Annotated in this window: 13 protein-coding genes and 6 tRNA genes; 2 read left to right on the top strand and 17 right to left on the bottom strand. The window is 49.0% G+C overall.

Features of this window, described 5'->3' with window-relative positions:
* Positions 1–66: 66 nt before the first annotated feature.
* The 10 genes from rplA to lgt form a co-directional block, all read right to left on the bottom strand.
* Positions 67–762, bottom strand: a complete 696-nt coding sequence (gene rplA / locus GM173_RS09660) for a 50S ribosomal protein L1 (protein ID WP_203571159.1) — start codon at positions 760–762, stop codon at positions 67–69.
* A complete protein-coding gene (gene rplK / locus GM173_RS09655; protein ID WP_203571158.1) occupies positions 763–1,194 on the bottom strand; it encodes a 50S ribosomal protein L11 in 432 nt (143 codons plus the stop codon).
* A gap of 85 nt (positions 1,195–1,279) precedes the next feature.
* Complete coding sequence (gene nusG / locus GM173_RS09650) at positions 1,280–1,813, bottom strand: transcription termination/antitermination protein NusG (RefSeq protein WP_203571157.1); 534 nt, start codon at positions 1,811–1,813, stop codon at positions 1,280–1,282.
* A 14-nt stretch (positions 1,814–1,827) separates the two neighbouring features.
* Positions 1,828–2,184, bottom strand: coding sequence for a preprotein translocase subunit SecE (secE, locus tag GM173_RS09645; RefSeq protein ID WP_203571156.1), 357 nt, complete (start codon positions 2,182–2,184; stop codon positions 1,828–1,830).
* A 64-nt stretch (positions 2,185–2,248) separates the two neighbouring features.
* A tRNA-Trp gene (locus GM173_RS09640) sits at positions 2,249–2,324 on the bottom strand.
* Positions 2,325–2,372: 48 nt separating this feature from the next.
* Positions 2,373–3,563, bottom strand: a complete 1,191-nt coding sequence (tuf, locus tag GM173_RS09635) for an elongation factor Tu (protein ID WP_203571155.1) — start codon at positions 3,561–3,563, stop codon at positions 2,373–2,375.
* Between the two features lie 50 nt (positions 3,564–3,613).
* Positions 3,614–3,688, bottom strand: a tRNA-Thr gene (locus tag GM173_RS09630).
* A 6-nt stretch (positions 3,689–3,694) separates the two neighbouring features.
* Positions 3,695–3,768, bottom strand: a tRNA-Gly gene (locus GM173_RS09625).
* 54 nt (positions 3,769–3,822) lie between these two features.
* A tRNA-Tyr gene (locus tag GM173_RS09620) sits at positions 3,823–3,908 on the bottom strand.
* A gap of 129 nt (positions 3,909–4,037) precedes the next feature.
* Complete coding sequence (gene lgt, locus GM173_RS09615) at positions 4,038–4,838, bottom strand: prolipoprotein diacylglyceryl transferase (RefSeq protein ID WP_203571154.1); 801 nt, start codon at positions 4,836–4,838, stop codon at positions 4,038–4,040.
* Between the two features lie 169 nt (positions 4,839–5,007).
* On the opposite strand from lgt, the gene ilvD reads away from it, so the two are divergent.
* Positions 5,008–6,867 carry a dihydroxy-acid dehydratase gene (gene ilvD / locus GM173_RS09610; RefSeq protein WP_203571153.1) on the top strand — a complete coding sequence of 620 codons (1,860 nt, stop codon included), beginning with the start codon at positions 5,008–5,010 and terminating at the stop codon, positions 6,865–6,867.
* 162 nt (positions 6,868–7,029) lie between these two features.
* On the opposite strand, the gene GM173_RS09605 is transcribed toward ilvD, so the two are convergent.
* Both GM173_RS09605 and GM173_RS09600 read right to left on the bottom strand, forming a co-directional pair.
* A tRNA-Phe gene (locus GM173_RS09605) sits at positions 7,030–7,105 on the bottom strand.
* 55 nt (positions 7,106–7,160) lie between these two features.
* Positions 7,161–7,236 (bottom strand) — tRNA-Phe (locus GM173_RS09600).
* A 214-nt stretch (positions 7,237–7,450) separates the two neighbouring features.
* Between GM173_RS09600 and GM173_RS09595 the strand changes: the two genes are divergently transcribed.
* Positions 7,451–7,939, top strand: a complete 489-nt coding sequence (locus GM173_RS09595; RefSeq protein ID WP_239078454.1) for a DUF456 domain-containing protein — start codon at positions 7,451–7,453, stop codon at positions 7,937–7,939.
* Between the two features lie 107 nt (positions 7,940–8,046).
* On the opposite strand, the gene corA is transcribed toward GM173_RS09595, so the two are convergent.
* The 5 genes from corA to GM173_RS09570 form a co-directional block, all read right to left on the bottom strand.
* On the bottom strand, positions 8,047–9,156 hold the full coding sequence (corA, locus tag GM173_RS09590; protein ID WP_239078453.1) for a magnesium/cobalt transporter CorA: 1,110 nt from the start codon (positions 9,154–9,156) through the stop codon (positions 8,047–8,049).
* Complete coding sequence (gene ppx / locus GM173_RS09585) at positions 9,105–10,598, bottom strand: exopolyphosphatase (RefSeq protein WP_203571152.1); 1,494 nt, start codon at positions 10,596–10,598, stop codon at positions 9,105–9,107. The genes corA and ppx overlap by 52 nt, the downstream gene beginning before the upstream one ends.
* Positions 10,599–10,751: 153 nt before the next feature.
* Positions 10,752–11,453 (bottom strand): phosphate signaling complex protein PhoU, encoded by a 702-nt coding sequence (gene phoU / locus GM173_RS09580; protein WP_203571151.1) that lies wholly within the window; start codon positions 11,451–11,453, stop codon positions 10,752–10,754.
* A 187-nt stretch (positions 11,454–11,640) separates the two neighbouring features.
* The gene (gene rpiA, locus GM173_RS09575) at positions 11,641–12,297 is read right to left on the bottom strand and encodes a ribose-5-phosphate isomerase RpiA (protein ID WP_203571150.1); all 657 of its coding nucleotides are present in this window, start codon (positions 12,295–12,297) and stop codon (positions 11,641–11,643) included.
* Positions 12,298–12,514: 217 nt separating this feature from the next.
* A complete protein-coding gene (locus tag GM173_RS09570; RefSeq protein ID WP_203571149.1) occupies positions 12,515–13,114 on the bottom strand; it encodes a MarC family protein in 600 nt (199 codons plus the stop codon).
* Positions 13,115–13,242: the final 128 nt, after the last annotated feature.

Here is a 13,242-nt window from a genome sequence, read left to right as displayed (position 1 = left end):
TTGGCGCCTACGGTCTTTGACATTTTGCTGAGCCATATCGAGATATGGTTCAGCAACCCAAAGTCTTTATGCTAGAACTGTGGCTGTGTCGACGCGTACGCCTACACCCATAGTGCTAGAAACAGCGATCTTCTTAAAGTACACGCCTTTAGAGCTTGCTGGTTTTGCTTTTTGCAAAGCATCTGCCAAAGCAACCAAGTTCTCTTGCAAATCAGCGACAGTAAAGTTTGCACGGCCGATTGTTGCATGCACAACACCACCTTTGTCAGTACGGTATTGAACTTGACCGGCTTTTGCGTTTTTAACCGCTTCAGCAACATTCGGAGTTACAGTACCTACTTTCGGGTTAGGCATCATGCCACGTGGACCCAAGATTTGACCCAATTGACCAACGATACGCATTGCATCTGGAGATGCAATCACAATATCAAAGTCCATTACGCCAGCTTTAATTTGTTCAGCCAAATCGTCAAAACCAACGATGTCTGCACCAGCTGCTTTAGCCAATTCAACGTTCGCGCCTTGTGTAAACACAGCAACACGTACAGTTTTACCGGTACCTTTTGGCAACACCACCGCACCACGAACAACTTGGTCGGATTTACGTGGGTCAACACCAAGGTTGAAAGATACGTCAACTGATTCGTTAAATTTCGCAGTAGCCGCAGATTGCACCAAGGCAATTGCCTCTGCTACTGGGTAGAATTTGTTGCGATCAACAGTTGCATTCAGAGCTGCAAGACGCTTAGAAACCTTAGCCATTTACACGCCCTCCACGGTAATACCGATTGAACGTGCAGAACCCGCAAGAATACGTACTGAAGCGTCCATATCAGCACCAGTCAAGTCGTTTTGCTTAGTTTTAACGATTTCTTCAAGTTGAGCACGAGTCACAACACCAACCTTGTCAGTATGTGGGCGTGAAGAACCTTTAGTGATACCAGCAGCTTTCTTCAACAGAATAGTTGCAGGAGGCGATTTCATCACGAAAGTGAATGATTTATCTGCATATGCAGTAATTACCACTGGAATTGGCAAGCCAGGCTCAACACCTTGGGTTGCAGCATTAAATGCTTTACAAAATTCCATAATATTCAAACCACGCTGACCCAAAGCCGGACCGATTGGTGGCGATGGATTTGCTTTACCAGCGGGCACTTGCAGCTTTACATAGCCGACAATTTTTTTAGCCACGATACAACTCCTAAAAAACGGGTCAAACGCTGGAAAATATCCAGCTCCCCAAACATCAACGCATTACTGCGTCAGCCTACACAAATCAAATCTTCTCGACTTGTGAAAATTCCAGATCAACCGGAGTAGCTCGACCAAAAATCATCACCGACACCTTCAGGCGACTCTTCTCATAGTCAATCACTTCAACGGTTGCGTTAAAGTCGGCAAATGGGCCATCCGTTACACGCAATGACTCACCTACTTCAAACAATACTTTCGGACGCGGCTTCTCAACGCCTTCTTGCACTTGCTGCATCATGCGCTCAACTTCTCGCGCAGGAATTGGCATTGGTTTAGTGCCGCTACCGCCAATAAAACCAGTCACTTTTGGCGTACTTTTCACCAAGTGCCAGCTGTCGTCGGTCATGTCCATCTCTACAAAGACATAACCTGGATAAAATTTACGCTCAGTGAGCGTTTTTTTACCGTTTTTAATTTCCATCACTTCTTCGACTGGAACTAAAATTTGGCCAAATAAATGGCCCATATCCAGCCGACTAATTTTTTCAATCAATGCTTTCTGAACGCTCTTTTCAAAGCCAGAATACGCATGTACTACATACCAACGCATACCCATCGTTAACACTCCGTTTATTTACCGCGACCGAGCACGATATCGTAAAACAACCAAGCGAGACCAGAGTCAACCGCCCACATAAACAGAGATAAAACACTAACAAATAAGAAAACAACCGCAGTCACCTGCCAAGTTTCTTTCTTGCTAGGCCAAACAACCTTCTGCGCTTCTTTAACCGAATCACGAGCATAGTCAACAAATGTGCGGCCCAAAGTGGTGAACCACATTACTACACCTGCTGCAATCAAGCCCACAGCGACAGACACAGAACCCAAAAAGGATTGCCCTGCCGGAACCATATAAAAACCAGCCACACCCAACAACACCAACGAAAGGGCAGCTACTATCTTCACTCGTTCTATGCTTTGCATTGCTTTATCTGCGACCCATAAAACAGAGCCGCTCCTTCTCAGGAACGGCTCCGTTGATATATTGTGGCAGGCGAGGGGGGTCTCGAACCCACAACCCCCGGTTTTGGAGACCGGTACTCTACCAATTGAGCTACTCGCCTACGGAGAGGGCATAACTATAACAGCGTTACACCCTTTTTACAACCTTTTTATACCAAAATTGTTGCTACAACACCTGCACCAACAGTACGACCACCTTCACGAATCGCGAAGCGCAAACCTTGCTCCATCGCAACTGGGCAGATCAAAGTTACAGTGATAGATACGTTGTCACCAGGCATTACCATTTCAGTACCTTCTGGCAACTCAATCGCGCCAGTCACGTCAGTTGTACGGAAGTAGAACTGTGGACGGTAGTTACTAAAGAATGGCGTATGACGACCACCTTCATCTTTAGACAAAACGTAGATCTCTGCAGTGAACTTAGTGTGCGGAGTGATTGAACCTGGTTTTGCCAAAACTTGACCACGTTGAACGTCTTCACGCTTAGTACCACGGAGCAAGGCACCGATGTTGTCACCTGCTTGACCTTGGTCAAGCAATTTACGGAACATCTCAACACCAGTACAAGTCGTCTTAACAGTTGGAACGATACCAACGATCTCGATCTCTTCACCCACTTTAACGATACCGCGTTCAACACGACCAGTCACAACAGTACCACGACCAGAGATTGAGAACACGTCCTCAACTGGCATCAAGAATGTACCGTCGATTGCGCGCTCTGGCTCAGGAATGTAAGTATCCAAAGCATCTGCCAAGCGGAAGATGGCTGGCTCGCCGTATTCTGATTGGTCACCTTCAAGCGCCAAACGTGCAGAACCAGTAATAACTGGAGTGTCATCACCAGGGAAATCGTATTTAGACAACAAATCACGAATTTCCATTTCAACCAATTCAAGCAACTCAGCATCATCAACCAAGTCAGCTTTGTTCATGAATACGATGATGTATGGAACACCAACTTGACGAGACAACAAGATGTGCTCGCGAGTTTGTGGCATAGGACCGTCGGCCGCAGAAACAACCAATACTGCGCCGTCCATCTGAGCGGCACCAGTAATCATGTTTTTCACGTAGTCCGCGTGACCTGGGCAGTCAACGTGTGCGTAGTGACGGATTTCAGTTTCGTATTCAACGTGCGCAGTATTAATCGTAATACCACGTGCTTTTTCTTCTGGCGCGCTATCAATTGATGCGTAATCTTTAGCAATACCACCGAATTTTTTCGACAGAATTGTAGTAATCGCAGCTGTCAGCGTTGTTTTGCCATGATCCACGTGACCGATTGTACCCACGTTAACGTGCGGCTTTGTCCGCGTAAACTTTTCCTTAGCCATTGCTTATTTCCTTCTCGAGATCTTGAAATAAATTAATAACTGACAACTGTTGGAGCCGATGATGAGAATTGAACTCACGACCTCTCCCTTACCAAGGGAGTGCTCTACCCCTGAGCTACATCGGCAAAAACTGGAGCGGGTGAAGGGAATCGAACCCTCGTCGTAAGCTTGGAAGGCTTCTGCTCTACCATTGAGCTACACCCGCATGACTTATTCCTGTGATTCGCCCTTACTGTCGCAAGCTCGACAATTGGGTTTCTGGTGGCGGGGGAAGGATTCGAACCTTCGAAGGCAGAGCCGCCGGATTTACAGTCCGGACCCGTTGACCGCTGGGGTAACCCCGCCACAGAGAGCCAGCATTATGAACAGAGCCCCCAAAGACGTCAAATAGTTTTGACTATTTTGACTTAATTTTCTAGGTAAAAATAGCTAACGCACTCATTTTATTACGTAAATATTTTTACTCTACTGCGCCTATAGCATGCTTTTCTTACCATTAGACCAAACCAACAAAACCAACCCGAAGATAATCATCGGCAGCGACAGCAATTGCCCCATACTTAAATTCATCGCAAGCAAGCCCAAAAAGTCATCTGGCTCACGTGCAAATTCGGCGATAAAACGGAACGCACCATAACCAATCAAAAATAACGCAGAAATTTGCCCAGTCGCTCTGGGCTTGGCTGAATAGCGCCACAAAATCACAAACAGCAATACCCCTTCCAACGCAAATTGATACAGTTGAGAGGGATGTCGCGGCAAACCATCCATTGCTTGCGGAAAAATCATCGCCCACGGCGTCGCCGCATCAGTCACTCGCCCCCACAATTCGCCATTAATGAAGTTCCCCAACCGCCCTGCGGCCAAACCCAGCGGAACCAATGGCGCAATAAAATCAGTCACCTGAAAAAAACTTCGATTGGTTTTGCGACCAAACAAGGCCATCGCCACCAACACCCCCAAAAATCCGCCATGAAAAGCCATTCCGCCTTCCCAGACCTTTAGAATATCGAATGGATGTGCCAAATAAAATGCAGGTTTGTAAAACAACACATACCCTAAGCGCCCCCCCAAAATCACACCCATGACACCATAGAAGAGCAAGTCATCCATTTCGCTCGTCTGCCACCCCGGCGGATTGCCTCTTCGTATCCGCCAGCGCCCCAACATCACAAACAAAACGAATCCGATTAAGTACATCAGACCGTACCAGTGCACACCAAATCCGCCATAAATATGGATGGCGACCGGATCAAATTGCGGATGAACTAACATAATCAGCCTCTAAAAGTGAGGCCGCGATTATACCGCCAGACACTTCACTTCTATCAGCTTTTCGTATTACAGACACAAAGACAATTTACCTTGCGCACTTCTGAAAACCTGTATTGCTTTTTTTTCGCTACAATCTACTCACTATTCGCACACCGCAAAAGGAAACGACATGCCAACCTATCGCTCACGCACCACGACTCACGGCCGTAATATGGCCGGCGCCCGCGCCCTTTGGCGCGCCACTGGCATGAAAGACGGCGACTTCGACAAGCCCATTATCGCTGTTTGCAACTCATTTACCCAGTTCGTCCCTGGTCACGTTCACCTACACAATCTGGGCCAATTGGTGGCTCGTGAAATCGAAAAAGCGGGTGGCGTCGCCAAAGAATTCAACACGATTGCCGTTGATGACGGCATCGCCATGGGTCATGGCGGCATGCTGTATAGCCTGCCAAGCCGCGATTTAATTGCGGATTCAGTCGAATACATGGTCAACGCCCATTGCGCCGACGCAATCGTATGCATTTCAAACTGCGACAAAATTACCCCCGGCATGTTAATGGCATCTTTACGCCTCAATATCCCAGTTATTTTCGTTTCTGGTGGCCCAATGGAAGCGGGCAAAGTGAACTGGAATGGCGAAATTCGCAAGCTCGACTTGGTTGATGCGATGGTCGAAGCCGCCGACAGCCGTGTCAGCGATGAAGAAGTCGCCGCCGTTGAACGTAGCGCCTGCCCGACCTGTGGTTCGTGCTCTGGCATGTTTACCGCTAACTCAATGAACTGCCTCACCGAAGCACTCGGTCTTTCATTACCAGGCAACGGTTCAATGCTCGCCACACACGGCGATCGCAAGCAATTATTCCTACAAGCAGGCCGCACCATTGTTGAGCTAGCCAAACGTTACTATGAGCAAGGCGACGAATCGGTCTTGCCACGCAATATCGCCACCTTCAAAGCGTTTGAAAACGCGATTGCGCTCGACATCGCGATGGGCGGCTCAACCAATACCGTATTGCACTTACTCGCTGCCGCCAACGAAGCCGGTGTTGATTTCAAAATGGCCGACATCGATCGCATGAGCCGCAAAGTACCCTGCCTCGCCAAAGTCGCCCCAGCCACACAGAAATACCATATGGAAGACGTACACCGCGCTGGCGGCGTGATCGGCATCTTAGCCGAACTTGATCGTGCGGGCTTAATCCATCGTGACGTCCCTACCGTTCACGCCAAAACCATGGGCGCAAGCTTAGATCAATGGGACGTCATCAAAAACTCACCCGATAGCTTGGCACACTTGATGTATCGCGCAGCCCCCGGCGGCGTAGCCACCACGATTGCATTCAGCCAAAGCATGCGCTGGCCTGAATTAGATTTGGATCGTGAAAATGGCTGCATCCGCAGCAAAGAACACGCTTACTCGCAAGACGGCGGCATCGCAGTCCTATACGGCAACATCGCCGAACGCGGCTGCATCGTCAAAACCGCTGGCGTAGACGATTCGATCCTGAAATTTACCGGGCGCGCACGCGTTTACGAATCACAAGACGATGCCGTTGCTAGTATTTTGGCCGATGAAGTCGTTGCGGGTGACGTTGTCATCATTCGCTACGAAGGCCCGAAAGGCGGCCCTGGCATGCAAGAAATGCTCTACCCAACGTCATACCTCAAATCAAAAGGCCTCGGCAAAGCGTGCGCCCTACTCACTGACGGTCGCTTCTCGGGCGGCACATCCGGCTTATCGATTGGCCACGCCAGCCCAGAAGCCGCCGAAGGTGGTGCGATTGGCTTGGTGGAAGAAGGCGATACGATTGAAATTGATATTCCAAATCGCAGCATCAATCTCAAAATTGACGCCGCAGCACTCGATGCTCGCCGCGCAGCGATGAATGCTCGCGGCAAAGACGCATGGAAACCGGTTAGCCGCGAACGCTTTGTCAGCGCAGCGCTACGCGCCTACGCCGCGATGACCACCAGTGCCGACACTGGCGCAGTGCGCGATGTCAGCCAAGTGGAACGCAAAGATTAAATTGCATTGCATCCAACAAAAAAGACAGCCTCGGCTGTCTTTTTTTTATTAGGTATTGCACTACAGGCATTCACCTCAAAGCGCTAGCGGACAATACCCCAGATAACAAAAAACCCGCCGAACTTGCATTCGCGGGCTTTTGCTCGGTTTAAACCGAAATTCTGGTGGCTCGTCGCGGAATCGAACCACGGACACGCGGATTTTCAATCCGCTGCTCTACCAACTGAGCTAACGAGCCATGCTACTAGAGCATTTGAAAAAGGGTCTAGCCAGTAGCTAGACCCTTGAATACTTGGTGGCTCGTCGCGGAATCGAACCACGGACACGCGGATTTTCAATCCGCTGCTCTACCAACTGAGCTAACGAGCCATTCGAAACACTGCTTCGTTTCGAAGAGCCGCAATTAAACACCACCCAGCGCTCAGCGTCAACTCTTTTGATGGATTTGTTTTGATTAGCGGAAGTACAATCTAATAAATGATTGTTTTACCGTGTTTTTATTTTTTCAATCTGCGGCACTATTTTTATGTCTCGGCGTCAAATCAAACTGCCTCAGCGTTAAGCACCACAGAAGGATTTCATTTTGGAAAGTTTAGACCTCATCATTTGGCTGCTCGGTGGTGTGATGATATTCGGCGGCTTAGCCGGCACCATACTACCGCTACTACCCTCTACGCCACTAATGTTTGCTGGCATGGTCTTGCTGGCATGGCACGATCAGTTTCTACGGGTTGGCTGGCTCTCACTACTGCTGCTATTCGTGCTGATGCTGCTTTCCTGCGTGCTGGACTATTTTGCTGGCGCAATTGGCGCCAAGCGCGTTGGTGCCAGTCAAGCCGCCGTCTGGGGTGCTTTAATTGGCTCAGTGATTGGCATTTTGGGCGGAATTCCGGGGATGATTTTAGGTCCTTTCCTCGGCGCGGCAGCGGGTGAGTTGTATGCACGCCAAGACCTACTACGAGCAGGCAAAGTCGGGGTTGCCAGTGGTATCGGAATGCTATTAGGAGCTATTGCCAAAGTAGGACTTGCCCTAGCCATGCTCGGCGTTTTTATCTTTGCTTGGTTGATTTAAACCGCATCTGCTGCGCTTGCTGCAGCGCGTACAGCGCACGACGAGAGACAATGACTTATATGTATATCGCTAACTGCTTTGATTAGCAAAGACTCTAGCGATATACATCAAACCCAGCGACGTAACCAGAAAAACAAGCTTAACATGATGGCAATCGCCCCCATCAAGCCCAGCACAGCATAGTAACCGCCCGCCCAATGCAGCTCTGGCATATTGTCAAAATTCATACCATAGATACCGGCGATCAAGGTGAGCGGCATAAAAATGGTGGTGATTACCGTCAGCATCCGCATTTGCTCATTTAAGCGCTGTGATTGCAAAGACAAATACATTTCTTGCAAGCCCGCGGCGACCTCGCGCAAAGACTCCACCGTCTCAATCAATTGCACCGTGTGATCGTAGGCATCACGTAAATACAGCTGAGTTTCGCTATGAAAAAAATCAGCATCATCACGTTGCAAAGTATTAAGTACCTCGCGCATCGGCCATAGACTACGTTTGATGTACTGCAATCCTCGGCGCAAATCTTGCACTTCACTCATTTGCTCGGGCGATGGTGATGCATTAATCGCCTCATCTAAGCTCTCGCTCCGTTCACCGAGCTGTTCTAGCACCAAGAAATAGCGATCAACTAATTTATCCAGCAAAGAATAAACCAAATAATCTGGGCCTAATTTACGGATTTGCGATTCACTACTGCGCAAAGTTTCCCGAATGGCCGCAAACGTGCCGGTCGGCTTTTCTTGAAAAGTCAGCACAAATCCGCGGCCAACGATAATACTGACCTGCTCGCTACCGAGCTGACCTTCCTCATCCACACTCACTAAACGCGCAGTAATAAATAAATACTCGCCGTATTGCTCAACTTTGGGGCGTTGCTGGGTATTTAGAATGTCTTCGAGTACCAAAGGGTGCAATTTAAAGCGCTTGCCGATTAGCTTAAGAAGTTCGTGATTTTCCAAACCATGTACATTGAGCCATAAGGTTGAATATTTGGGCTGATAATCGCGCCCCGATTCAAGATCATCAAACGTCGTTTCCAGAAAATCAGCAGGTTCTGGACCAAATTCGATCAAAGTAGCAAGGGTAGGATTGGGGGCTTGATGACCAACATACTGCATGGTGCCGGGCGCAGCACCCGCCTTATCGGCCGCAAGATGCGCTTTTACACGCTGACGACGGGACTGATCTGTAGATTTATGCCCATGTTTTGCCATGCTTTCATTTCCTCATTCAAGGCGTATAAGGTCAGTGGATGCGCCTCCAGCCACGCCGCATCGAGCTCTAAGCAATAACCTTCGGCACAATGGGATAACAATCCCAGCGGCGGCGCTTCGTCAAGGCGAGCGCGATAAAATAACACTGCCAAGCGCAGGCACAAAATCGCATCCCATTCCGCTGGCTTAATTTCTAAATTCGCGAGCTTATTTAAGCTGCCTGCGTGCGCCAATACCAAGCGTGACAGCCAAATTTGCTCTCGGCGGGAAAACCCGGGCATATCAGCGTACTGCAAAATATAAGCCGAATGTTTATGGTAGCTCGCATGCGCAATCGAGCGCCCCACTTCATGCAAGGCAGCCGCCATGGTTAAATTGCGCGCTAACACCGCGTCATCCGATTGCGTTTCGCCGCGCAAACTATCAAATAACGCCGCCGCCAATTGAGAAACCCGATAAGCCTGCGGGCCGTCCACATGGTAGCGACGCTGAAAGAAATCAACCGTGCGGTCACGCACATCGTACTGTGTTTGACGCTGCACCAAGTCGTACAAAACCCCATCGCGCAGCGCGCCATAGGTAATCGACATCCGTTCGATGCCCAGCATATCAAACGCCGCATGCATAATCGCAAAACCACCGGGCAACACGGGTCGTCGGTCATCACGCAGACCATTCAGTTGCAACTGATCGATATGTCCTGCCGCAATCATTTTCTCACGCAGCGCAGCCATACCTTCACGCGTAATTCCCAGTGCAGACAAATCGTTTAACTCTAAAATATCCGCTAATGAACGCGCCGTCCCCGAGGTGCCAATTGCGCGCTGCCATTCGCCCGAATAAAAAGTTGGCACTAGCGGTAAAAACGCACCGCGCGCCGCTAGCTCGGCCGCTTCCATTCGTTCGCGAGTAATGATGCCGTCTGGAAAATAACGCGCACTCCAGCCGACGCAACCCAATTGAATACTTTCAGTACTAAACGAGCGGTATTGGCTACCAATAATGAGTTCTGTAGAGCCTCCACCAATATCGACGACCAAGCGTCGCTCTTTGGTACTGGGCAAACTATGCGCCGCACCGATATAAATTAAACGCGCTTCTTCACGACCGGCAATAATTTCAATCGGAAAACCTAGGGCAGCTTCAGCCTGCGGGAGAAAATCAGCGCTATTCTTCGCAACACGGAAGGTATTGGTGGCAACGGCTCGCACACATTGCGGAGGCAAGCCAATCAGACGCTCGCCAAAGCGACCTAAAGCCTCGACCATCTCGTTGATCGCCTCTGGCGTCAGACAACCTTGCGCATCCAAACCAGCACCGAGACGGACAGTTTCTTTTAAAGAATCAAGGGGAAACAAAGAACCTTCGACCACCCGAGCGACTTGCAGGCGAAAGCTGTTGGAGCCGAGATCAACAGCGGCAATGACAGAACAGTCGCTCATTCGATATTCACTCCAGTAGGTCGCAAGCTTGCGGGCATAACAATACGTGCTACGCCGCGCAATGGCAAATACCAAATAAAGAAAGGGTGGCCAAAGCCACCCTTTCTTGGTCTTGCGCAGTAAAACCTGACGCAGAGCGCCCAAGCTTCCCGATTATTTCAACGCAACCGCATCCACTTCAGCTTGAGTTTTATGACGAATATCTTGGCCTTTGACCAAGTAAATCACGTGCTCAGCGACATTTACCGCCAAATCACCAATCCGCTCGATCGCTTTGGCTACCCACAAGATATCCAAAATCAAAGTGATTGAACGCGGATCTTCCATCATCACCGTGATTAATTGACGATGCAAAGACGAGTATTCTTGATCCAATTGTGCATCAGCACGAATCACTTCGGATGCCGTTGCCGAATCCATACGCGCAAACGAATCCAAAGCATTGCTCAACATTTCCAAAGCCAAATCAGCAATGTGATTCAGATCATGGAAACGCGGCACTTGCAAACGACCTGAATCATAAATGTTTTTAGCACGTTTACAGATACGATACGCTTTATCGCCAATGCTTTCCAAGTCCTCAACCGATTTGATCACCGTCATCACCATACGCAAATCAGTAGCAGCAGGTTGGCGACGCGCAATCATGTGCACGCACATATCGTCGAGCTTGACGTGCATTTCATTCACAGTTGCTTCTTGTGCCATCACTTTGTCGATGATTTCGATATCACCAGAAGCCAAAGCCTGCATTGCTAAACGGACTTGCTCTTCGACCAAACCGGCCATGCCCATAACTTGTGAGCGAATTGCCTCCAAGTCGGCATCAAACTGCTTTGAAATATGTTCTGACATGACACGGTTCTCCAGTGTGTTAATCAATGCAAAATACCAGCTTTTTATTACAATACTGTTTCATCTGCAGTTCAGGCGATCATTTAAGTAAGAATACAAAATTTTCCCAGCAAGGCGCAAAGTCGAAGACAGTACACTTTGTACAGCGAGACGAAGCAACGTAGCTGGGGAAGTTTTGTCATAACAATTATTTAATTGTTTTTACACCATTTGCGGTTCCAAGCAGCAGCACGTCAGCACGGCGATGGGCAAACAAACCATTGGTCACTACCCCAACGATTTGATTGAGTTTAGTTTCTAACTCTGTCGCTTGGCTAATCGAAAGTCCATGCACATCAATAATGATATTGCCATTATCGGTAATGACGCCTTCGCGATACGCTGGATGACCACCTAGCTTCACAATTTCTCGCGCCACATGCGAGCGCGCCATTGGAATGACTTCAACTGGCAACGGAAATTTGCCCAGCACATCAACCAATTTACTCTCGTCGCAGATGCAAATAAACTGTTCTGCGACCGCGGCAATGATTTTTTCCCGCGTCAGCGCTGCACCGCCACCTTTGAGCATTTGCAATTGATGATTGATTTCATCAGCGCCATCGACGTATACCGGCAGCTCATTAATCGTATTCAGATCAAATACCGGAATGCCGTGGGATTTCAAACGCGCCACACTGGCCTCCGATGAGGACACCGCACCTTGAATTTGCCCCTTAATTTCCGCCAACGCATCAATAAAGTAATTCGCGGTCGAACCGGTACCCACACCAACGATACAATTTTCTGGCACATAAGCAATCGCAGCGCGGCCAACGGCTTCTTTCAATTCATTTTGCGTCATCAGGGAAACTCCTTAGTTTGGCGATTATAAGCAGACAGCGCAATTTTAGGGTATTTTTACCCGTTCGCACCGAAAACCACCGCTAGAGTTGTGACGCATCAAACACCAGCGTGCAAATCAACCGCGCAACGTCGAGTCAATCTTCAGGCAAAGCACCGCAACAGATGATTCGACCTGTTCTCGGCTTGCTACTGCGCAAGAAATTTTTGCTATTTTTTTATAAGGAGGATAAATACTGGCGAATCCCATCAAGCAACATTTGCACGGCGATCGCAGTCAAAATCAAGCCCATCAAGCGTTCAAACGCCGTCGTCACCTGCTCGCCCAAGACCTGAGAAATTTTCTCAGAGAATGCCAAGGTCAAGGCACAAACTAGCATCGTCAATGCTAAAGCAGCCACCCACACCCACAGCCGCTCAGGATCACGCGACACCAGCAATAGCACCGTTGCTAATGCCGAAGGACCAGCCAAGAGTGGAATTGCCAGTGGCACGATATACGGTTCACCATCATTAGTATCGCCAAACACCCCGTCAGGGTGCGGAAACACCATCCGCAAGGCAATCAAAAATAAAATCACTCCACCCGCAATACCCAGCGAAGTTTGCGATAAGTGCATCACTTGCAGAAATTTCTGCCCGAACACCATAAACAGCAAGAGCACTAAAAACGCGACGCTCACTTCGCGAGCAATCATCCGCCAGCGCCGCGCCTGAGGGACTTTTTTCATCATAGCGACGAATAAAGGAATCCCCCCCAAGGGGTCGGTCACCAAGAGCAATAAGATAAAAGCAGAGAGAAAAGTTTGCGATTCCATGGCTGCAGTGTACACCGAGTACCGCGTCATCGTGATACGGGAAAGTCAGGAGTTCACCAACCGCGCCCGGCCTTCATATTTCGCTAAAAGCAGAAAGCAGAAAGCAGAAAGCAGAAAGCAGAAAGCAG

This window comes from Deefgea chitinilytica (genome assembly GCF_016881405.1).
Lineage (GTDB): Bacteria > Pseudomonadota > Gammaproteobacteria > Burkholderiales > Chitinibacteraceae > Deefgea > Deefgea chitinilytica.
The sequence above is the reverse complement of the archived record's forward strand: the minus strand, read 5'-3'. Positions and strand labels throughout refer to the sequence as shown.

Bases quoted from the DNA above. Each gene is read 5' to 3' on its own strand.
- ppx (WP_203571152.1), bottom strand. From the start codon at position 10,598: ATGAGCGACTGTTCTGTCATTGCCGCTGTTGATCTCGGCTCCAACAGC.
- tuf (WP_203571155.1), bottom strand. From the start codon at position 3,563: ATGGCTAAGGAAAAGTTTACGCGGACAAAGCCGCACGTTAACGTGGGT.
- phoU (WP_203571151.1), bottom strand. From the start codon at position 11,453: ATGTCAGAACATATTTCAAAGCAGTTTGATGCCGACTTGGAGGCAATT.
- lgt (WP_203571154.1), bottom strand. From the start codon at position 4,838: ATGTTAGTTCATCCGCAATTTGATCCGGTCGCCATCCATATTTATGGC.
- GM173_RS09570 (WP_203571149.1), bottom strand. From the start codon at position 13,114: ATGGAATCGCAAACTTTTCTCTCTGCTTTTATCTTATTGCTCTTGGTG.
- ilvD (WP_203571153.1), top strand. From the start codon at position 5,008: ATGCCAACCTATCGCTCACGCACCACGACTCACGGCCGTAATATGGCC.
- nusG (WP_203571157.1), bottom strand. From the start codon at position 1,813: ATGGGTATGCGTTGGTATGTAGTACATGCGTATTCTGGCTTTGAAAAG.
- rplA (WP_203571159.1), bottom strand. From the start codon at position 762: ATGGCTAAGGTTTCTAAGCGTCTTGCAGCTCTGAATGCAACTGTTGAT.
- secE (WP_203571156.1), bottom strand. From the start codon at position 2,184: ATGCAAAGCATAGAACGAGTGAAGATAGTAGCTGCCCTTTCGTTGGTG.
- rpiA (WP_203571150.1), bottom strand. From the start codon at position 12,297: ATGACGCAAAATGAATTGAAAGAAGCCGTTGGCCGCGCTGCGATTGCT.
- corA (WP_239078453.1), bottom strand. From the start codon at position 9,156: ATGGCAAAACATGGGCATAAATCTACAGATCAGTCCCGTCGTCAGCGT.